The organism is Mesorhizobium sp. B2-3-14 (assembly GCF_006442175.1).
Lineage (GTDB): Bacteria > Pseudomonadota > Alphaproteobacteria > Rhizobiales > Rhizobiaceae > Mesorhizobium > Mesorhizobium australicum.
The window spans coordinates 1-21,051 of sequence record NZ_VFVP01000020.1 but is presented as its reverse complement, the minus strand read 5'-3'; the positions used below and the strand labels follow the sequence as shown (position 1 = coordinate 21,051).

Annotated in this window: 16 protein-coding genes, 1 tRNA gene and 2 pseudogenes; 17 read left to right on the top strand and 2 right to left on the bottom strand. The window is 62.1% G+C overall.

What is annotated here, in order from left to right; translation table 11 throughout:
- From FJ950_RS29340 to FJ950_RS29280, 13 genes and pseudogenes are all read left to right on the top strand, one after another.
- Positions 1-76, top strand: a pseudogene (locus tag FJ950_RS29340) (elongation factor Tu); the annotation flags it as partial.
- Between the two features lie 164 nt (positions 77-240).
- Positions 241-1,887 (top strand): hypothetical protein, encoded by a 1,647-nt coding sequence (locus FJ950_RS29335; RefSeq protein ID WP_041163843.1) that lies wholly within the window; start codon positions 241-243, stop codon positions 1,885-1,887.
- 96 nt (positions 1,888-1,983) lie between these two features.
- Entirely contained in the window at positions 1,984-2,466 is a 483-nt protein-coding gene (locus FJ950_RS29330; protein ID WP_140620691.1) for a group II truncated hemoglobin, read from the top strand.
- Between the two features lie 191 nt (positions 2,467-2,657).
- Positions 2,658-2,733: transfer RNA gene (locus FJ950_RS29325), tRNA-Trp, on the top strand.
- A gap of 360 nt (positions 2,734-3,093) precedes the next feature.
- Entirely contained in the window at positions 3,094-3,297 is a 204-nt protein-coding gene (gene secE / locus FJ950_RS29320; RefSeq protein ID WP_013531408.1) for a preprotein translocase subunit SecE, read from the top strand.
- A gap of 27 nt (positions 3,298-3,324) precedes the next feature.
- On the top strand, positions 3,325-3,852 hold the full coding sequence (gene nusG, locus FJ950_RS29315; protein WP_140620689.1) for a transcription termination/antitermination protein NusG: 528 nt from the start codon (positions 3,325-3,327) through the stop codon (positions 3,850-3,852).
- 174 nt (positions 3,853-4,026) lie between these two features.
- Complete coding sequence (gene rplK, locus FJ950_RS29310; RefSeq protein ID WP_010909262.1) at positions 4,027-4,455, top strand: 50S ribosomal protein L11; 429 nt, start codon at positions 4,027-4,029, stop codon at positions 4,453-4,455.
- A 4-nt stretch (positions 4,456-4,459) separates the two neighbouring features.
- Positions 4,460-5,158 carry a 50S ribosomal protein L1 gene (gene rplA, locus FJ950_RS29305; protein WP_140620687.1) on the top strand — a complete coding sequence of 233 codons (699 nt, stop codon included), beginning with the start codon at positions 4,460-4,462 and terminating at the stop codon, positions 5,156-5,158.
- Between the two features lie 407 nt (positions 5,159-5,565).
- Complete coding sequence (rplJ, locus tag FJ950_RS29300) at positions 5,566-6,084, top strand: 50S ribosomal protein L10 (RefSeq protein ID WP_015317994.1); 519 nt, start codon at positions 5,566-5,568, stop codon at positions 6,082-6,084.
- Positions 6,085-6,138: 54 nt separating this feature from the next.
- Complete coding sequence (gene rplL / locus FJ950_RS29295; RefSeq protein WP_015317993.1) at positions 6,139-6,516, top strand: 50S ribosomal protein L7/L12; 378 nt, start codon at positions 6,139-6,141, stop codon at positions 6,514-6,516.
- A gap of 266 nt (positions 6,517-6,782) precedes the next feature.
- The gene (gene rpoB, locus FJ950_RS29290) at positions 6,783-10,919 is read left to right on the top strand and encodes a DNA-directed RNA polymerase subunit beta (RefSeq protein ID WP_015317992.1); all 4,137 of its coding nucleotides are present in this window, start codon (positions 6,783-6,785) and stop codon (positions 10,917-10,919) included.
- Positions 10,920-11,071: 152 nt separating this feature from the next.
- Positions 11,072-15,268, top strand: coding sequence for a DNA-directed RNA polymerase subunit beta' (gene rpoC / locus FJ950_RS29285; protein ID WP_140620685.1), 4,197 nt, complete (start codon positions 11,072-11,074; stop codon positions 15,266-15,268).
- Between the two features lie 82 nt (positions 15,269-15,350).
- The gene (locus FJ950_RS29280; RefSeq protein ID WP_140620683.1) at positions 15,351-16,016 is read left to right on the top strand and encodes an O-methyltransferase; all 666 of its coding nucleotides are present in this window, start codon (positions 15,351-15,353) and stop codon (positions 16,014-16,016) included.
- 21 nt (positions 16,017-16,037) lie between these two features.
- On the opposite strand, the gene FJ950_RS29275 is transcribed toward FJ950_RS29280, so the two are convergent.
- Both FJ950_RS29275 and FJ950_RS29270 read right to left on the bottom strand, forming a co-directional pair.
- Positions 16,038-16,961 carry a Gfo/Idh/MocA family oxidoreductase gene (locus FJ950_RS29275; protein WP_181171488.1) on the bottom strand — a complete coding sequence of 308 codons (924 nt, stop codon included), beginning with the start codon at positions 16,959-16,961 and terminating at the stop codon, positions 16,038-16,040.
- A 155-nt stretch (positions 16,962-17,116) separates the two neighbouring features.
- On the bottom strand, positions 17,117-17,398 hold the full coding sequence (locus tag FJ950_RS29270; protein WP_015317988.1) for a hypothetical protein: 282 nt from the start codon (positions 17,396-17,398) through the stop codon (positions 17,117-17,119).
- 473 nt (positions 17,399-17,871) lie between these two features.
- Here FJ950_RS29270 and rpsL point away from each other — a divergent pair, with 473 nt between their 5' ends.
- The 4 genes and pseudogenes from rpsL to FJ950_RS29250 form a co-directional block, all read left to right on the top strand.
- Positions 17,872-18,243, top strand: a complete 372-nt coding sequence (gene rpsL / locus FJ950_RS29265; protein WP_006333356.1) for a 30S ribosomal protein S12 — start codon at positions 17,872-17,874, stop codon at positions 18,241-18,243.
- A gap of 74 nt (positions 18,244-18,317) precedes the next feature.
- Positions 18,318-18,788 carry a 30S ribosomal protein S7 gene (gene rpsG, locus FJ950_RS29260; protein WP_008875664.1) on the top strand — a complete coding sequence of 157 codons (471 nt, stop codon included), beginning with the start codon at positions 18,318-18,320 and terminating at the stop codon, positions 18,786-18,788.
- A 29-nt stretch (positions 18,789-18,817) separates the two neighbouring features.
- Positions 18,818-20,908, top strand: coding sequence for an elongation factor G (gene fusA, locus FJ950_RS29255; RefSeq protein WP_015317987.1), 2,091 nt, complete (start codon positions 18,818-18,820; stop codon positions 20,906-20,908).
- Positions 20,909-20,974: 66 nt separating this feature from the next.
- Positions 20,975-21,051, top strand: a pseudogene (locus FJ950_RS29250) (elongation factor Tu); the annotation flags it as partial.

Genomic DNA, 21,051 nt, shown 5'->3' with positions numbered 1-21,051 from the left:
AGAGAAGCTGCGCTTCGCCATCCGTGAAGGCGGCCGCACCGTCGGTGCCGGCATCGTCGTCACCATCAAAGAGTAATCGATCCGGCTGCTGCCGGTCTCGAAAACGAAAGGGCGGTCTTCGGGCCGCCTTTTTTCGTTTCAGACGCCTCGCAACGCAAGCATTGCGCGTTTGTTTCAAAGCTGTTGCAAGCGCCATGGCTGCAACTAGTATAGGTTGCGCTGAGGGGAGCTTTGCCGACCGTGGTTCCAAGGCACCGTTTCGATGGGAAGGCATGGCGGTTATGGGCACTGGTTTGCCTCGCCGTCGCCATGGCTCTGCCCGTTTTGACAGCGCGAGCGGAGGATGGGCCTCTCGACATCCCGCCCATGCGCTTCGTCGTCGTGCGCAGCAACGCTCCGGGATGCGAACCCAACTGTCCTGAATGGATATCGGCGGACGGCACCATCGACGCGGGCACGCCGTCTCTCTTCAAGCGCACGCTCAAGGCGCTCAAGGGAAGGCAATTGCCGGTCGTCGTCAATTCGCCCGGCGGTAACGTCGAGGCCGCGTTGGCACTCGGCCGTATGATCCGCAAGAACAAGCTCGATATCGCCGTCGGCGTGACGGTTTTTTCCGATTGCCAACCGGAAACAAAAAACTGCGGGGACAACAAGGGCAAAAGTGCCGATTATTTCGGTACGGCCTATGACGACGGAGCCATGTGCAATTCGGCCTGTCCGCTAATGTTTTCCGGCGGTGTTCGCCGCTTCGTCGGAGATTTCGGCTATCTCGGCGTCCACCAGATCACCACCACATACCAGCGGGAGAAGCTGCTCTACCGGACCACGTACCGGATCGTGAACGGCAGGAAGAAGATCATCAGCACCAAGGTGGTCAGCCGCAAAAACGCTGGCAGCTACAAAACCTACGAAATGAGCAGGACCGTCGAGAAGACGCTTTCGGCGTACCTGAAGGAAATGGGGATAGCAGACGGCGTACTGGAAATCATGAAGGCCACGCCGGCCAGTGAGATTCGTCAGATTCCCCTCGACGACATGGTGAGGATGAAGTTGGTCACCAGCCGGGACGCAGTGGATCTGTTGACCACGGCAAGCCTCTGCGGCCTGGCCCAGCCGGCCACGAACTGCCGGCAAATAGCTGGACCCGCAAGCAAGACGACGCCATTGGCCGCAGCCAGGCCCATGGCTGCCGTTCAACCGGACACCGCGAAGGCCGGCGGGGACATGCGGTTTGTCGTCGTTCGCGGCAGCAATCCGCTGTGCGATCCCGATTGTCCGGAATGGATATCGGCCGAAGGCGCGATCACGAACCAGGCGCCGCGGAAGCTGCGGCAGTTGCTGGCCACGCTTGGCGATCGGCGGCTGCCTGTCGTCATCAGCTCACGCGGAGGCGACCTGCCCAGCGCTCTCGCAATGGGGCGGCTTATCCATGAAAGAAAGCTCGACATCGCCGTTGCCCGCACCGATTTCGTCGACTGTGACCCCGACGCGTGGAACTGCCTGGCTACGGAAGGAGCCTATGCCGGATTGAGCATCGATGCGGGGGTGGAGTGTGATTCCGCCTGTGCGTTAGTGGTCGCCGGCGGTGCCAGACGGCTTGTCGGTCCCCGGGCGCGGCTCAGCCTGTATCCGATGGGACAGAAGCTGGTGGTCAAGGCCTACCTCGACGAGATGGCGATCAGTCCCGCTCTGTTCGCAACAATCGAACGACGCTCGACCGAGGGGCAACTTGACCCAGACACCATGCTCAAGCTTGGACTGACAACGGGACCGCAATCGGTCGACGCGCTGACCGGCTCCACGATTTGCAAGGCTGTTGCCAAGCCCGACAATTGCCTGGGCCTGCCAGCCGCCAATGCACAGGCCGACGCGCCCGCCAGGCTGTAGAGCACGGTGATGTCAGGGGAACTGCCCATCGAGGCAGGTTGAGCCATATCCGATTTCCGCTATCGTCGCGGCGGCGGGGCCGGCGAAGGATCGAGAATGAGCCAGGACGTTCCGACACTCTACGAATGGGCCGGAGGCAGCGAGGCGCTGAACCGGCTGACGCAAACCTTCTACGACAAGGTGGCACGAGATCCGGTCGTTGGCCCGGTGTTCAAGCACATGTCGCCGGACCACCCCGCCCATGTCGCGGCCTTCATCGGCGAGGTCTTCGGCGGACCGAAAACCTACAGCGAAACCTTTGGCGGCCACCGCGAAATGGTCATGCATCATCTGGGCAAGCATTTGAGCGAGGAGCAGCGCCGCCGCTGGATCAATCTTCTCGCCGACGCGGCGGATGAGGTCGGTCTGCCGGACGATCCGGAATTCCGTTCAGCCTTCATGGGCTACGTCGAATGGGGATCGCGGCTGGCCAAGATGAATTCCAATCTCGGCGAGACCTGCGATCCCGAGACCGAACCGATGCCGACCTGGGGCTGGGGCGTGCCTGGCGGTCCGTATCGGGTGCCGGACGCAAAATAGCTTCGGCTGCCGGCGATACCTCTATGAATCGCGCGCCAGCCACTTCAGGCGGGAGCTGGAGATCGATGCCGAGGGGCTGGTCGCCGACCATCTCGATTTCTGGCGCAGGGGTTAAGCACGTTTGCTTGCAAACCGCTCTTTACAGAGCGCGCGGAAGCTTTTAGGAAGCGCCTGCGCCGAAGCGCGCGTGTACGGGCATAGCTCAGTTGGTAGAGCGGCGGTCTCCAAAACCGCAGGTCGTAGGTTCGAGCCCTGCTGCCCGTGCCATTTCCTAAGACTGGCATCAAAACGATATTTCGCGGGCTGCCTTTGAAAATCGGCGAGCCGCTTGCCATATTAGCCTGATTGGGGCATAAGGGCGCCATAGCCGGGACGGAACGACTGGATGGTTCCGAGGCGGCGTTTGGTCATAAAGCGGGCACTTGCCACTTGCGTGGATCAAGAATCGGTTTTATGTAGACGAAACAGACACGCGACGCGTGGAGCTGGGAAGCCGGCTTTACGCGTCTGATTTGCATGGGCGAAATGATTGCGCTGATTCGGCGCGAGATTGGGCTCAGGCGGCACGTCCCGGCCAGCGGGATCATCCAGGGGACCCGGCCAACGGGTCTTGAAGACAGGCGGCATATGGCTTCGAAAACCACAAATCCTTTCGTCTTTCTCCAGCAGGTGCGCGCGGAGACAGCCAAGGTGACTTGGCCGTCGCGCCGCGAGACGATGATCTCGACGGTCATGGTCCTGGCCTTTGCTGTGATTGCGATGATCTTCTTCTTCACCGCCGATCAGCTCATGGGCCTCGCGGTCGAGCAGATTCTGGGCATTGGACGCTAAGTCCGGCGATTAGGAGAAGTCGAAAAAATGGCTACGCGCTGGTACATCGTCCACGCCTATTCGAACTTCGAGAAGAAGGTCGCCGAGGACATCGAGAACAAGGCCAAGCAGAAGGGCCTGTCCGCCGATATCGAGCAGATCGTGGTGCCGACCGAGAAGGTCGTCGAGCTTCGTCGCGGCCGCAAGGTCGACGCCGAGCGCAAGTTCTTCCCGGGCTACGTGCTCTTGAAGGCCAACTTGACCGACGCCGTGTTCTCGCTGGTCAAGAACACGCCGAAAGTCACAGGTTTTCTCGGCGACTCCAAGCCGGTGCCGATCACCGAGGCCGAAGCCCAGCGCATCCTGAACCAGGTACAGGAAGGCGTCGAGCGGCCGAAGCCCTCGGTCACTTTCGAGATCGGCGAGGCGATCCGCGTTTCGGATGGTCCCTTCGCGTCGTTCAACGGTTTCGTCCAGGAAGTGGACGAGGAGCGGGCGCGGCTCAAGGTGGAAGTTTCGATCTTCGGGCGCGCCGTGCCCGTCGATCTGGAATTCGGACAGGTCGAAAAGGGCTGATCCGAAATCCCTGATGCCGGTCCGGCGATCAGGGGAGGCGGCGCGGCAACGCGCGACTCGAGAACGGTGGGAGGCGAAGGCGGCTTTAGCCGGCCGCAAGAACCGCACCACCAGACTGCAACCGCCGGTGTTTCCCAGATCGTGGAGCCGGCATAGACAAAGGCAGGAAAAGAGATGGCTAAGAAAATTGCAGGCCAGCTCAAGCTCCAGGTCTCCGCGGGATCGGCCACGCCGTCTCCCCCGATCGGCCCGGCACTTGGTCAGCGTGGCATCAACATCATGGAGTTCTGCAAGGCGTTCAACGCGCAGACCCAGGAAATGGAAAAGGGATCGCCGGTTCCGGTCGTCATCACCTATTACCAGGACAAGTCGTTCACCTTCGTCATGAAGACGCCCCCGGTGAGCTACTTCCTGAAGAAGGCCGCGAACCTGAAGTCGGGCTCGAAGGAGCCGGGCAAGGTCAAGGCTGGCACGGTTTCGCGCGACAAGGTTCGCGAAATCGCGACCGCCAAGATGAAGGATCTGAACGCGAACGACGTCGAAGCGGCCATGCGCATGGTCGAGGGCTCCGCCCGCTCGATGGGTCTGGAAGTGGTGGGCTAAGATCATGGCAAAGATTGCAAAGCGTGTATCGAAGACCCGTGAAGGCATCGATCCCAACAAGGCTTACGCGCTCGGTGATGCGCTGAAGCTGCTCAAGGATCGTTCCTCGGTCAAGTTCGACGAGACCATCGAAGTGGCCATGAACCTCGGCGTAGACCCGCGTCATGCCGACCAGATGGTTCGCGGCGTGGTCAACCTGCCGAACGGCACCGGCCGCTCGGTCCGTGTCGCCGTGTTCGCCCGTGGCGACAAGGCCGAAGAGGCCAAGGCCGCCGGTGCCGACATCGTCGGTGCCGAGGATCTGGTCGACATCGTCCAGAAGGGCACGATCGATTTCGATCGCTGCATCGCCACGCCGGACATGATGCCGCTCGTCGGCCGTCTCGGTAAGGTGCTCGGCCCGCGCGGCATGATGCCGAACCCGAAGGTCGGCACCGTCACCACCGATGTCGCCGCGGCCGTCAAGGCTTCGAAGGGCGGCGCGGTCGAGTTCCGTGTCGAGAAGGCCGGCATCGTTCATGCCGGTGTCGGCAAGGTCTCTTTCGACGTCAAGGCGCTGGAAGAGAACGTCCGTGCCTTCGCCGATGCGGTGACCAAGGCAAAGCCGGCTGGCGCCAAGGGCAACTACGTCAAGAAGGTGTCTGTCACCTCGACGATGGGCCCGGGCCTCAAGCTCGACGTCGCGACGCTCGCCGCGTCCTGATTGGATTTGGATTGGCCTTTCGAAGGCTGATCCGTGACTGAATTCCGGGCCTTGGATTTATCCTGGGCCCGGTACCGGAAGCCGGAAGGCTTCCGGACATCCTGTCCGAGATTGCGGGCGGCCCGAACCTTGATTCAAGAGGAGGGCCTTAATTCATGTGGGCCTGCATGAGACGGGTGAAAACCGGACAACGGAGCAACAAGCTCCAATGAAAGGTTCGAACCGTGTTTGCCTTTTGTCTGCGCATCGCCGGCTTTGCCGTCGATGTGGCGAAAGGGGGCAGGATCCTCGAGCGTCGTTCGGGAGATCCGTTACTGGATGGCCCGGCCGGCAAAAGGCAACCCGACGCCTGTCCTCGAAATGGGAATGTTCCCATTGGCAGGACTGGGGTCAACTGGAGATAGGCAGTGGACAGAGCGGAAAAACGCGAACTCGTCACGGGCCTGAATGATGCGTTTTCGGGCGCGGGTTCAGTAGTCGTGGCCCACTATGCCGGTATCACCGTCGCGCAAATGAACGACCTTCGGTCGAAGATGCGCGCTGCCGGTGGCACCGTTAAAGTCGCGAAGAACCGTCTCGCCAAAATCGCTCTTCAGGGCACGGACTCCGCATCGATCATCGAGCTGTTCAAGGGACAGACGCTGATCGCGTATTCGGAGGATCCGATTGCGGCGCCGAAGGTCGCGTCCGATTTCGCCAAGGGGAATGACAAGCTCGTCATTCTCGGCGGCGCAATGGGCACCACCTCGCTCAACGCCGACGGTGTGAAGGCACTCGCCACACTTCCGTCGCTCGATGAGCTGCGCGCCAGGCTGGTTGGCATGATCGCCACGCCGGCAACCCGGATCGCCCAGATCGTCAATGCGCCAGCGGCCTCGGTCGCGCGCGTCATCGGCGCTTACGCCCGGAAGGACGAGGCGGCATGAGGCCGTTCCTCGCTATCAAAAACACACGTTCGAACCTAACGAAGGAACACAACAATGGCTGATCTGGCAAAGATCGTAGACGACCTTTCGAAGCTGACCGTCCTCGAGGCGGCTGAGCTGTCGAAGCTTCTGGAAGAAAAGTGGGGCGTTTCGGCTGCTGCTCCGGTGGCGGTTGCCGCTGCTGGCGGTGCTGCCGCTGCTGCTGCCCCGGTTGAGGAAAAGACGGAATTCGACGTCGTTCTCACCGAGGCCGGCGCTCAGAAGATCAACGTCATCAAGGAAGTCCGCGCCATCACCGGTCTTGGCCTCAAGGAAGCCAAGGACCTGGTCGAAGCGGCTCCGAAGCCGGTCAAGGAAGGCGTTTCCAAGGCCGACGCTGACAAGTTCAAGGCGCAGCTGGAAGCAGCCGGCGCCAAGGTCGACCTGAAGTAAGCGTAAAAAGCGGCGGGCGGCCTCGCGCCGTCCGCCACTCCCTTGGGTGACCAGGGGAGGCTGCGTGACGCGAGATGTACGAAAACCTCTTTCCTGAGGGCCGTAAACCGGCCTTCAGGAAACGGGTTTTCTCCCGTTTTAGCCGGTAACCGCCAAGCAATTGGAGAGGCGGCCGGAGAACAGACAGAGAGCCGCCGCCCAGGTGGCTCAGTATGCAAGACGAACCGCGGCGAGGTTCGTCCCGAGTTTAGAGCTAAGGAGCGACGATGGCCCAGACCCAGACTTTCAATGGCCGCAGACGCGTACGCAAGTTCTTCGGGAAGATCCCGGAAGTTGCGGAGATGCCGAACCTTATCGAGGTTCAGAAGGCATCCTATGACCAGTTCCTGATGGTGGACGAGCCCAAGGGCGGGCGTCCCGACGAAGGACTGCAGGCTGTTTTCAAGTCGGTCTTCCCGATCTCCGATTTTTCCGGCTCCTCCATGCTGGAGTTCGTGAAGTACGAGTTCGAAGGACCGAAATTCGACGTTGACGAATGCCGTCAGCGCGACCTGACCTATGCCGCGCCGCTGAAGGTGACGCTGCGCCTCATCGTGTTCGATATCGACGAGGATACCGGTGCCAAGTCGATCAAGGACATCAAGGAGCAGGACGTCTACATGGGCGACATGCCGCTCATGACCTTGAACGGCACCTTTATCGTCAACGGCACCGAGCGCGTCATCGTCTCGCAGATGCACCGCTCGCCGGGCGTCTTCTTCGACCACGACAAGGGCAAGTCGCACTCGTCGGGCAAGCTTCTGTTTGCCGCCCGTGTAATTCCCTACCGTGGCTCGTGGCTCGACATCGAGTTCGATTCCAAGGACGTCGTGCACGCCCGCATCGACCGTCGCCGCAAGATTCCGGTGACGTCGCTGCTGATGGCGCTCGGCATGGACGGCGAGGAGATCCTGTCGACCTTCTACAACAAGATCACCTACAAGCGCGCCGGCGACCATTGGCGCATTCCCTTCAACGTCGAGCGTTTCCGCGGCCTCAAGGCCGTCGGCGACCTGGTCGATGCCGACACCGGCGAGATCGTCGTCGAGGCGGGCAAGAAGATCACCGCTCGCCAGGCACGCCAGCTCGGCGAAAAGGGTCTCAAGGCGATCAAGGCGACCGACGAGGATCTGCTCGGCAACTACCTGGCCGAGGACATCGTCAACTACGCCACCGGCGAAATTTTCCTCGAGGCCGGCGACGAGATCGACGACAAGACGCTCAAGGTGCTGCTCGGCACCGGCGAGCAGGAAATCCAGGTCCTCGACATCGACCATGTCAATGTCGGCGCCTATATCCGCAACACGCTCGCCGTCGACAAGAACGAGAGCCGCCAGGACGCGCTGTTCGACATCTACCGTGTCATGCGCCCGGGCGAGCCGCCGACGCTCGAGACCGCCGAAGCCATGTTCAACTCGCTGTTCTTCGACAGCGAGCGCTACGACCTGTCCGCCGTCGGCCGCGTCAAGATGAACATGCGCCTCGAGCTCAAGGCCGAGGACACCGTGCGCGTGCTGCGCAAGGACGACATCCTGGCCGTGGTCAGGACGCTGGTCGAACTGCGTGATGGCAAGGGCGAGATCGACGACATCGACAATCTCGGCAACCGCCGCGTGCGTTCGGTCGGCGAGCTGATGGAGAACCAGTACCGCGTCGGCCTGCTGCGCATGGAGCGCGCGATCAAGGAACGCATGTCCTCGATCGAGATCGACACGGTCATGCCGCAGGACCTGATCAACGCCAAGCCGGCGGCCGCCGCCGTGCGCGAGTTCTTCGGTTCCTCGCAGCTGTCGCAGTTCATGGACCAGACCAACCCGCTGTCGGAGATCACCCACAAGCGCCGTCTCTCGGCGCTTGGACCGGGCGGTCTGACCCGCGAGCGTGCCGGCTTCGAAGTGCGCGACGTGCACCCGACGCATTACGGCCGTATCTGCCCGATCGAGACGCCGGAAGGCCCGAATATCGGTCTGATCAACTCGCTGGCGACCTTCGCGCGCGTCAACAAGTACGGCTTCATCGAAAGCCCGTACCGCAAGATCGTCGACGGCAAGTTGACCAATGACGTCGTCTATCTCTCGGCGATGGAAGAGGCCAAGCACCATGTCGCGCAGGCCAACGCCGAGCTCGACAAGAATGGCGGCTTCGTCGACGAGTTCGTCATTTGCCGCAGCGCCGGCGAAGTGATGATGGCGCCGCGCGAAAACGTCGACCTGATGGACGTGTCGCCCAAGCAGATGGTGTCTGTTGCCGCGGCGCTCATCCCGTTCCTCGAGAACGACGACGCCAACCGCGCTCTGATGGGCTCGAACATGCAGCGCCAGGCCGTGCCGCTGGTGCGCGCCGAGGCGCCGTTCGTCGGCACCGGCATGGAGCCGATCGTCGCCCGTGACTCGGGCGCCGCCATCGGCGCGCGTCGTGGCGGCATCGTCGACCAGGTGGACGCGACGCGTATCGTTATCCGCGCCACCGAGGATCTCGATCCGGGCAAGTCCGGCGTCGACATCTACCGGCTGATGAAGTTCCAGCGTTCGAACCAGAACACCTGCATCAACCAGCGTCCGCTGGTGCGCATGGGTGACCGGGTCAACAAGGGCGACATCATCGCCGATGGTCCCTCGACCGAACTCGGTGATCTGGCGCTCGGCCGCAACGTGCTGGTCGCGTTCATGCCGTGGAACGGCTACAACTACGAGGACTCGATCCTGCTCTCCGAGCGTATCGTGGCCGACGACGTCTTCACCTCGATCCACATCGAGGAGTTCGAGGTCATGGCGCGCGATACCAAGCTCGGTCCGGAGGAAATCACGCGCGATATTCCAAACGTCTCGGAAGAAGCGCTGAAGAACCTCGACGAAGCCGGCATCGTCTATATCGGTGCGGAAGTGCAGCCGGGCGACATCCTGGTCGGCAAGATCACGCCGAAGGGCGAGAGCCCGATGACGCCGGAAGAGAAGCTTCTGCGCGCCATCTTCGGCGAAAAGGCTTCCGACGTGCGCGACACTTCGATGCGCATGCCCCCGGGCACTTTCGGCACCGTCGTCGAGGTGCGCGTGTTCAATCGCCACGGTGTGGAGAAGGACGAGCGCGCCATGGCGATCGAGCGCGAGGAGATCGAACGCCTGGCCAAGGATCGCGACGACGAGCAGGCCATTCTGGACCGTAACGTCTATGCGCGTCTTTCCGACGTTCTCGTCGGCAAGGAAGCGATCGCTGGACCGAAGGGCTTCAAGAAGGGCTCGACGCTGTCCAAGGACACGCTCGACGAGTATCCGCGTTCGCAGTGGTGGCAGTTTGCGGTGGAGAACGAAAAGCTCCAGAGCGAACTGGAAGCCCTGCGTGGCCAGTACGACGATTCCAAGAAGGCGCTCGAACAGCGCTTCATGGACAAGGTCGAGAAGGTGCAGCGCGGCGACGAAATGCCTCCGGGCGTCATGAAGATGGTCAAGGTCTTCGTGGCGGTGAAGCGCAAGATGCAGCCCGGCGACAAGATGGCCGGCCGTCACGGCAACAAGGGTGTCGTGTCGCGTATCGTTCCGGTCGAGGACATGCCTTTCCTCGAGGACGGCACGCATGCCGATATCGTGCTCAACCCGCTGGGTGTGCCGAGCCGCATGAATGTCGGCCAGATCCTGGAAACGCATCTTGGCTGGGCCTGCGCTGGCATGGGCAGGAAGATCGGCGAGCTTATCGATGCGTACAAGACAGCCGGCGACATCAAGCCGCTGCGCAAGACGCTCGAGAGCTTCATGCCGGCCAACGACCGCAACGAGCCGGTTCGCGAATATGACGACGAGAGCATCGTTCGCCTCAGCGAGCAGATGCGCCGCGGCGTCTCCATCGCGACCCCGGTGTTCGACGGCGCGCATGAGGCTGACATCAACATCATGCTGGAGCAGGCGGGCCTGCACACCAGCGGTCAGTCGCAGCTCTATGACGGACGCACCGGCGAGCCGTTCGATCGCAAGGTGACGATGGGCTATATCTACATGCTCAAGCTTCACCACCTCGTGGACGACAAGATCCACGCGCGTTCGATCGGTCCGTACTCGCTCGTCACCCAGCAGCCGCTGGGCGGCAAGGCGCAGTTCGGCGGCCAGCGCTTCGGCGAGATGGAGGTCTGGGCACTGGAAGCCTACGGCGCCGCTTACACGCTGCAGGAAATGCTGACGGTGAAGTCGGACGACGTCGCCGGCCGCACCAAGGTCTACGAGGCGATCGTGCGTGGCGACGACACGTTCGAGGCAGGCATTCCCGAGAGCTTCAACGTGCTCGTCAAGGAAATGCGGTCTCTCGGCCTCAATGTCGAGCTCGAGAACACCAAGCTCGACGACAACCCGATCCGGCTGCCCGATGCTGCCGAATAGGGGCGCGGCCGAGTAAATAAGACATCCGGGCGCGGGAGAGGGCTCTCGCGACCGGATGCACCAATTCTTCGGCCGGTGGGCCGACCACTCAGCGGGCATTCGGCCCGCGTTAGATGCAAGGGGTTTTCGAGGACCCCGAAAAGGAGAACGGCATGAACCAAGAGGTCATGAATCTCTTCAATCCGCAGGCGCCTGCGCAGGTGTTCGATTCCATCCGGATTTCGCTTGCCAGCCCTGAGAAGATTCTGTCCTGGTCGTTCGGCGAGATCAAGAAGCCGGAGACCATCAACTACCGCACCTTCAAGCCGGAGCGTGACGGTCTGTTCTGCGCGCGCATTTTTGGCCCGATCAAGGACTATGAATGCCTGTGCGGCAAGTACAAGCGCATGAAGTACAAGGGCGTCATCTGCGAGAAGTGCGGCGTCGAAGTCACGCTGTCGCGCGTCCGCCGCGAGCGCATGGGCCATATCGAGCTGGCGGCTCCCGTCGCTCACATCTGGTTCCTGAAGTCGCTGCCCTCGCGCATCGGCACCCTGCTCGACATGACGCTGAAGGATATCGAGCGCGTCCTCTACTTCGAGAACTACATCGTCACCGAGCCTGGCCTCACCGCGCTGAAGGAGCACCAGCTGCTCAGCGAGGAAGAGTACATGATCGCCGTCGACGAATATGGCGAGGACAGTTTCACCGCCATGATCGGCGCCGAGGCCATTCATGACCTTCTGGCCGGCATGGACCTGGAGAAGATCGCCGGCGACCTGCGTTCGGAACTGGCGTCGACCACGTCCGAGCTGAAGCAGAAGAAGTATCTGAAGCGGCTCAAGGTCGTCGAGAACTTCATGGAATCCGGCAACCGTCCGGAATGGATGATCATGAAGGTGGTTCCGGTGATCCCGCCGGACCTGCGCCCGCTCGTCCCGCTGGACGGCGGTCGTTTCGCGACGTCCGATCTGAACGATCTCTACCGCCGCGTCATCAACCGCAACAACCGCCTGAAGCGGCTGATCGAGCTGCGGGCGCCGGGCATCATCGTGCGCAATGAAAAGCGCATGCTGCAGGAAGCCGTCGATGCGCTGTTCGACAACGGCCGTCGCGGCCGCGTCATCACCGGCGCCAACAAGCGTCCGCTGAAGTCGCTGTCCGACATGCTCAAGGGCAAGCAGGGCCGGTTCCGTCAGAACCTGCTCGGCAAGCGCGTCGACTATTCCGGACGCTCGGTTATCGTCACCGGTCCGGAGCTCAAGCTGCACCAGTGCGGCCTGCCGAAGAAGATGGCGCTCGAACTGTTCAAGCCCTTCATCTACGCCCGTCTCGACGCCAAGGGTTACTCCTCGACCGTCAAGCAGGCCAAGAAGCTGGTCGAGAAGGAGCGTCCGGAAGTCTGGGATATCCTCGATGAGGTCATCCGCGAGCATCCGGTGCTGCTCAACCGCGCGCCGACGCTGCACCGCCTGGGCATCCAGGCGTTCGAGCCGATCCTGATCGAAGGCAAGGCGATCCAGCTTCACCCGCTGGTCTGCACGGCCTTCAACGCCGACTTCGACGGCGACCAGATGGCCGTTCACGTGCCGCTGTCGCTGGAAGCGCAGTTGGAAGCCCGCGTGCTGATGATGTCGACCAACAACATCCTGCACCCGGCTTCCGGCGCGCCGATCATCGTGCCGTCGCAGGACATGGTCCTGGGTCTCTACTACCTTTCGATCGTCAACCAGAACGAGCCGGGCGAAGGCATGGTGTTTGCCGACATGGGCGAACTCCAGCACGCGCTCGAGACCAAGGCGGTGACCCTGCACGCCAAGATCAAGGGCCGCTTCCGCACGGTCGACGCCGAAGGCAAGGTCGTGTCGAAGATCCATGACACCACGCCTGGCCGCATGATCATTGGCGAGCTTCTGCCGAAGAACGTCAACGTGCCCTATGAGACCGCCAACCAGGAGATGACCAAGAAGAACATCTCCAAGATGATCGACACCGTCTACCGCCATTGCGGTCAGAAGGAGACGGTCATTTTCTGCGACCGCATCATGGCGCTCGGCTTTGCCCATGCCTGCCGTGCCGGCATTTCGTTCGGCAAGGACGATATGCTGATCCCGGACACCAAGATCAAGCTGGTGTCGGACACCGAGGCTTTGGCCAAGGAGTACGAGCAGCAGTACAATGACGGCCTGATCACGCAGGGCGAGAAGTACAACAAGGTCGTCGACGCCTGGGCCAAGTGCTCGGAAAAGGTCGCCGACGAAATGATGGCCCGCATCAAGGCGGTCGAGTTCGAGGACAACGGCCGTCAGAAGCCGATGAACTCGATCTACATGATGTCGCACTCCGGTGCGCGCGGCTCGCCCACCCAGATGCGCCAGCTCGCTGGCATGCGCGGCCTGATGGCCAAGCCGTCGGGTGAAATCATCGAGACGCCGATCATCTCGAACTTCAAGGAAGGCCTGACCGTGCTCGAGTACTTCAACTCGACCCACGGCGCCCGCAAGGGTCTGGCCGATACCGCCTTGAAGACGGCGAACTCGGGTTACCTCACCCGTCGTCTGGTCGACGTGGCGCAGGACTGCATCGTCAACTCCGTTGATTGCGGCACCGACAAGGGCCTCACCATGCAGCCGATCGTCGATGCCGGTCAGGTCGTTGCTTCGGTCGGCCAGCGCGTACTGGGCCGTACATCGCTCGACGACATCACCCATCCGGTGTCGGGCGAGGTTCTGGTCAAGGCCGGAACGCTGATGGACGAGCGTGACGTGGAGCAGATCGAAAAGGCCGGCGTGCAGTCGGTCCGCATCCGCTCGGCCCTGACCTGCGAAGTCAGGATCGGCGTCTGCGCGGTCTGCTACGGACGCGATCTGGCCCGCGGCACCCCGGTCAACCAGGGCGAAGCCGTCGGCGTCATCGCGGCGCAGTCGATCGGCGAGCCGGGCACGCAGCTCACCATGCGTACCTTCCACATGGGCGGTACGGCGCAGGTGGTGGATAGCTCGTTCCTTGAAGCCTCCTATGAGGGCAAGGTCGAGATCCGCAACCGCAACGTGGTGCGCAACTCGGACGGCCAGCAGATGGTCATGGGCCGCAACATGGCGGTGCTGATCCTCGACGAAGCCGGCAAGGAGCGCGCCACGCACCGAGTCACCTATGGTTCGCGCATCTTCGTGGACGATGGCGACAAGGTGAAGCGCGGTCAGCGTATCGCCGAGTGGGATCCCTATACCCGTCCTGTCCTCACTGAAATCGAGGGCAAGGTGTCGTATGAGGATCTGGTCGACGGCATTTCCGTTCAGGAAACGGCCGACGAATCGACCGGCATCACCAAGCGTGAGGTCATCGACTGGCGTTCGACGCCGCGTGGCAACGACCTCAAGCCCGCGATTGCCATCCTGGACTCCAAGGGCAAGGTCGGCAAGCTGTCGAAGGGTGGCGACGCCCGCTTCCTGCTCTCGGTCGAGGCCATTCTCTCGGTCGAGCCGGGTGCTCAGGTTCGTCCCGGCGACGTGCTGGCGCGTATCCCGATGGAAAGCGCCAAGACCAAGGACATCACCGGCGGTCTGCCGCGTGTTGCCGAACTGTTCGAGGCACGTCGTCCGAAGGATCACGCCATCATCGCCGAGATCGATGGCACGATCCGCTTCGGCCGCGACTATAAGAACAAGCGCCGCATCATCATCGAGCCGCATGACTCGACGCTCGAGCCGGTCGAGTACCTGATCCCGAAGGGAAAGCCGTTCCATCTTCAGGACGGCGACGTCATCGAGAAGGGCGACTACATCCTCGACGGCAACCCGGCGCCGCACGACATCCTGGCGATCAAGGGCGTGGAGGCACTTGCTTCCTACCTCGTCAACGAGATCCAGGAAGTCTACCGCCTGCAGGGCGTCTCGATCAACGACAAGCACATCGAGGTGATCGTTCGCCAGATGCTGCAGAAGGTCGAGATCACGGTGCAGGGCGACTCGACCTATATCCCGGGCGACCACGTCGATGTGATCGAACTGGAAGAGGTCAACGAGCGCCTGGTCGAGGACGGCAAGAAGCCGGCCGAAGGCCAGCCGGTGCTCTTGGGCATCACCAAGGCATCGCTGCAGACCCCGTCCTTCATCTCGGCCGCCTCCTTCCAGGAGACGACCAGGGTGCTGACGGAAGCCGCGGTTGCCGGCAAGACCGACATGCTGCAGGGCTTGAAGGAAAACGTCATCGTCGGCCGGCTGATCCCGGCCGGTACCGGCGGCACGATGAGCCAGATCCGGCGCATCGCCACCTCGCGCGACGAACTGATCATCGACGAGCGCCGCAAGGCCTCCGGTGTGGAAGTCGCCGAGCCGATGCTGGCGGACATGACAACCGCCGCGCAGTAGGCGCGGCGGCAAAAATCTCAGGCAACAGAAGCCGTCGGGGCAACCCGGCGGCTTTTTCATTTTTGCGATCGGAGGAAAGCGGATGAACACGAAGACCTGGACGGCTGTCGATGACTACATCGTTTCTTCTCTCTTCGAGGCGGATCCCGTTCTCGACGCGGTTCTGGCGGCCAACCGCCGCCAGGGCCTGCCGGCGATCGACGTCTCGGCGGCGCAAGGAAAGCTGCTCTCGCTGCTGGTGCGCATCAGCGGCGCGAAGAAGGTGCTCGAGATCGGCACGCTGGGTGGCTATTCGACCATCTGGATGGCGCGGGGATTGCCTGCTGACGGCAAGGTCGTGACACTCGAACTCGATCCGCACCATGCCAAGGTCGCGCGTTCGAATTTCGAGCGGGCAGGGGTTGCTGCCCGTGTGGAACTGCGTGTCGGTTCGGCGCTCCAGTCGCTCACAGAACTGGGCGGCGAGAATGCCGGCCCGTTCGATCTCATCTTCATCGACGCGGACAAGCCGAACAACCCGAACTATCTGGCCTGGGCCTTGCGGCTGTCCCGGTCAGGAACGGTCATCGTCTGCGACAACGTCATCCGCGATGGTGCCGTTCTGGATGAAGATGGACGCGATGCCAATGTCGAGGGCGCTCGCGCGGCATTTTCATTCATCGGTGGCGACAAACGGCTGGACGGCACCGCCATCCAGACGGTGGGCGCCAAGGGCTATGACGGGTTTGCGATTGCGATTGTCGATTGATGCCGAGGCGGTCCGGCGACCTCAGTCGAAAAACGCCTCGGCCACGTTGCGCTTGCCGAGCATGAAGGCGTCGGCAACGTGCTGGAGCGGCGCCAGGTCCACATCCGACGTCCCGGCGTGCACGATTTCGGCGAAGCGCCGGTAGAGCATCGGATATTCCGCTTCCGGCTCCTCGTGTACGATATTGCCATCGACGGCGAGCTTCGAGCCGCCACCCGAGAGCACCATCTGTCCGGCATCCGTATCGGCCAGGATGTCCCAGCTCTGCGGTCCGGTCTGCAACCAGTCGAGATCCATCGTCACATCCGATCCGTTCGCGGCCCGGAACGCGACCCGGGCCGCGATCGGCGCGTCACGGTTCGCCGGAAAGTCGAGCACGGCCGAAGTGATGTACATGGCCGGCAGGATGTAGGTTGCGATCGACAGCGCGTTGATGCCGGGATCGAAGACGCCGAAGCCGCCAGGCTGCCAGATCCAGTCCTGGTTTGGGTGCCAGCGGCGCACATCTTCCTTCCAGACGATCGCCGCCGATCTGATTTTGGTCGAAGCGAGGAATGTCCGCGCCGCTTCGACCGCCGGCGCGTAGCGCGAATGCCAGCTTGCGAACAGTGAGACGCCTTGTTTCGCCGCGAGCGCCTTCAGGTCCTCGACCTCGCTGACCGTGGCACCGGGCGGCTTTTCCAGGAAAACGTGCTTTCCAGCCTCGACCGCCTTGCGCGCGGCTTCATAGCGGAACTGCGGCGGCATGCACAGCGACACTGCATCGAGTTCGGGGACCGCGCCAAGCATCGTCTCGATGTCGGGGAAATTCACAATGCCGTCGACCTTGCCGTGCCGGCTGGCCGCCGCGATCAACTGGTAATCCCGATCCTTGGCCAGGGCGGGAAGGTGTTGGTCGCGGACGATCTTGCCGACGCCGACAATGCCGATTCTTATGGGCGATATGGATGAGGACATGAGGCTCCGCCGGGTTTGGACGACTGCGCGTCTCTTAGCAGATCGGCCATGACGGGCAAGCGTCGGCCGTGCCGGCTATCCAAACGAATCGCGTCACGGCAAGCACGGCAAGGAAGGACACCGCGCCCATGACACGCCCATGATCAGATCGGCGCGTCGAAGGTGACGATCGACACTTCGCCTTCGAGCGCGCCCTGGTAGGCCGACAGATGCGGCTCGTCGTCGGGCACCCCGTCCATATCGCCGATCTGGTCCAGCTCGGCCTCGGCGTAACCTTCCGCCGCCAGCGATTCGAGTGCGCGTCGCACCGCCGAATCGTCGTCAGGAGCCACCAGCATGACATGCACGCCTTCCACCTTGCCGCCTTTGCGCTTCCACACCCGGCCAGTGATGATGGTGACCGGGCGTTCTTCATTGTCGTTCACGGCTGATTCCTCCTGGCAAGCGCGGGCGAGGGGATGTTGAGTGCTCAGGCCGCCTTTTCGCATGAAGCAAGCGCGCGCAAAAGCCAAAACCCGGTCACTTTCTTCCTCGGCCTCGCGAAATCGCGAAAGAAAATTACATGCGGTTTTCGCATGGCTGCCAAGTCCCGGCTTCGATGCAATATTTGCCACTGCGGGCTTGACGGTTCGCGGGCTTACGAGTAGAAGCCGCCCAGTCAGAACCGATGTGAGGCTCTCCCTTCCGAAGCGACACGCTTTGGAGTTTGCCTCAAACAGGGTTCGTTTTACGAGCGAAAAGACATTTCCGGCGTGCACGAAGCGGTTTCCGCTTCCTCTGCGATTTGTTCGGGCAAGACCGCGAGGCGCGGTTTGTGGCCCGAATTTGCGTATGGAAATGACGCTTTGAGCGAGCCTTGACCGGCACGAGACACGGAATTGAGAGACAAGAGGGTTTAATGCCTACCGTCAACCAGCTGATCCGCAAGCCGCGCATTGCGCCGGTGAAGCGCAACAAGGTCCCGGCCATGCAGCAGAACCCGCAGAAGCGGGGCGTCTGCACGCGCGTCTATACAACGACGCCGAAGAAGCCGAACTCGGCGCTGCGCAAGGTGGCCAAGATCCGCCTGACCAATGGTTTTGAAGTGATCGGTTACATCCCCGGCGAAGGTCACAACCTTCAGGAGCACTCCGTGGTCATGATCCGCGGCGGCCGCGTCAAGGATCTTCCGGGCGTGCGCTACCACATCATCCGCGGCGTGCTCGACACGCAGGGTGTGAAGAACCGCAAGCAGCGCCGTTCGAAGTACGGCGCCAAGCGTCCGAAGTAAGGCGTCCGAAGTAAGATTTTTCGGCCTTGGTGCTGCTTGAATGCGCCGGGCTACGAGATTGAGAGACAAAAGCCATGTCGCGTCGTCACAGTGCAGAAAAGCGTGAGATCAACCCGGATCCCAAGTTCGGCGATCTGATCGTCACCAAGTTCATGAATGCCGTCATGTATGACGGCAAGAAGTCGGTTGCCGAGACCATCGTCTACGGCGCGCTGGACCAGGTCCAGTCGAAGACCAAGCAGGAGCCGGTCACCGTCTTCCATCAGGCGCTCGACAATGTCGCGCCGCATGTGGAAGTGCGTTCGCGTCGCGTCGGCGGCGCCACCTACCAGGTTCCGGTCGACGTGCGCCCCGAGCGCCGCCAGGCGCTGGCGATCCGTTGGCTGATCGCCGCGGCCCGCAACCGCAACGAGACCACCATGGTCGACCGCCTCTCCGGCGAGCTGATGGACGCGGCCAACAACCGCGGCACCGCCGTGAAGAAGCGTGAAGACACCCACAAGATGGCAGAAGCCAACCGCGCTTTCGCGCACTACCGCTGGTAAAGCGCGAACGAGACTGAGAGGCAGCTACGATGGCCCGCGAATACAAAATCGAAGACTACCGTAATTTCGGTATCATGGCGCATATTGACGCCGGCAAGACGACGACCACCGAGCGCGTCCTCTATTACACGGGCAAGTCGCACAAGATCGGCGAAGTGCACGACGGCGCTGCCACCATGGATTGGATGGAGCAGGAGCAGGAGCGCGGCATCACCATCACGTCCGCCGCGACCACGACCTTCTGGAAGGCTCGTGACGGCAAGATGCACCGCTTCAACATCATCGATACCCCCGGACACGTCGACTTCACCATCGAAGTCGAGCGTTCGCTGCGCGTGCTTGACGGCGCCATTGCGCTGCTCGATGCCAATGCCGGTGTCGAGCCGCAGACGGAAACCGTCTGGCGCCAGGCGGACAAGTACCGCGTTCCGCGCATGATCTTCTGCAACAAGATGGACAAGATCGGCGCCGACTTCTACCGCTCGGTCGAAATGATCGGTTCGCGCCTCGGCGCGCATGCCGTCGTCATGCAGCTGCCGATCGGCGCCGAGACCGAATTCAAGGGCGTCGTCGACCTGGTCGAGATGAACGCGCTGGTCTGGCGCGACGAGACGCTGGGCGCTGCCTGGGACGTCGTCGAGATCCCGGCCGACCTTCAGGCTCGTGCGGAAGAATATCGCGAGAAGATGATCGAAGCCGCCGTCGAAATGGACGAGACGGCGCTTGAGAATTACCTCGAAGGCAAGATGCCGTCGAATGACGAGATCCGCGCGCTGATCCGCAAGGGCACCATCGCGGTGAAGTTCTACCCGATGTTCTGCGGCTCGGCCTTCAAGAACAAGGGCGTGCAGCCGCTGCTCGACGCCGTCGTCGAATACCTGCCGTCGCCGGCCGATGTTCCGGCCATCAAGGGCGTCGATGCCAAGACCGATGCCGAGATCGAGCGTCACGCCGACGACAACGAGCCGCTTTCGATGCTCGCCTTCAAGATCATGAACGACCCGTTCGTCGGTTCGTTGACCTTTGCCCGTATCTACTCGGGCAAGCTCACCAAGGGCATCTCGGTTGACAACACCGTGAAGGGCAAGAAGGAGCGCATTGGCCGCATGCTTCAGATGCATGCGAACTCGCGCGCCGACGTCGAAGAGGCTTTTGCCGGCGACATCGTCGCCCTGGCCGGCCTCAAGGACACCACCACCGGCGATACGCTGAGCGATCCGCTGCACCCGGTCATCCTCGAGCGCATGGAATTCCCCGATCCGGTCATCCAGATCGCCATCGAGCCGAAGACCAAGAACGACCAGGAAAAGATGGGCCTGGCCCTTCATCGCCTGGCCGCCGAGGACCCCTCCTTCCGCGTCAAGACCGACGAGGAATCAGGCCAGACCATCATTTCTGGCATGGGCGAGCTTCACCTCGACATCATCGTCGACCGCATGCGCCGCGAGTTCAAGGTTGAAGCCAACGTCGGTGCGCCGCAGGTGGCTTACCGTGAAACGATCACTCGCAAGCACGAGCAGGACTACACGCACAAGAAGCAGACCGGCGGTACCGGTCAGTTCGCCCGCGTCAAGATCCTGTTCGAGCCGAACCCGGAAAGCCCCGAGTTCGAGTTCGATACCAAGATCGTCGGCGGTGCGGTTCCGAAGGAATACATCCCGGGTGTCGAAAAGGGCATCAACAGCGTCATGTCGTCGGGTCCGTTCGCGGGCTTCCCGATGATCGGTGTCAAGGCGACGCTCATCGACGGCGCATACCACGACGTCGACTCCTCGGTGCTCGCCTTCGAAATCGCCGGCCGTGCCTGCTTCCGTGAAGCCGCGCCCAAGCTCGGCGTGCAGCTGCTCGAGCCGATCATGAAGGTCGAGGTCGTCACGCCGGAAGATTACGTCGGCAGCGTCATCGGTGACCTGAACGGCCGTCGCGGCCAGATCCAGGGCCAGGAAGCACGTGGCGTCGCGGTGGTTATCAACGCGATGGTGCCGCTCGCCAACATGTTCAAGTATGTCGACAACCTGCGCTCGATGAGCCAGGGCCGCGCGGCCTACACGATGCAGTTCGATCACTACGAGCCTGTGCCGACCGCGGTCGCCCAGGAAGTCCAGAAGAAATACGCGTAACCCCGACAGGTTGCAGCAGTAACTTAAATCAAGGCCCGCACGGGCGAGCAGGATTGGAGACATCACATGGCAAAAGGTAAATTCGAGCGCACCAAGCCTCATGTGAACATCGGCACGATTGGTCACGTCGACCATGGCAAGAC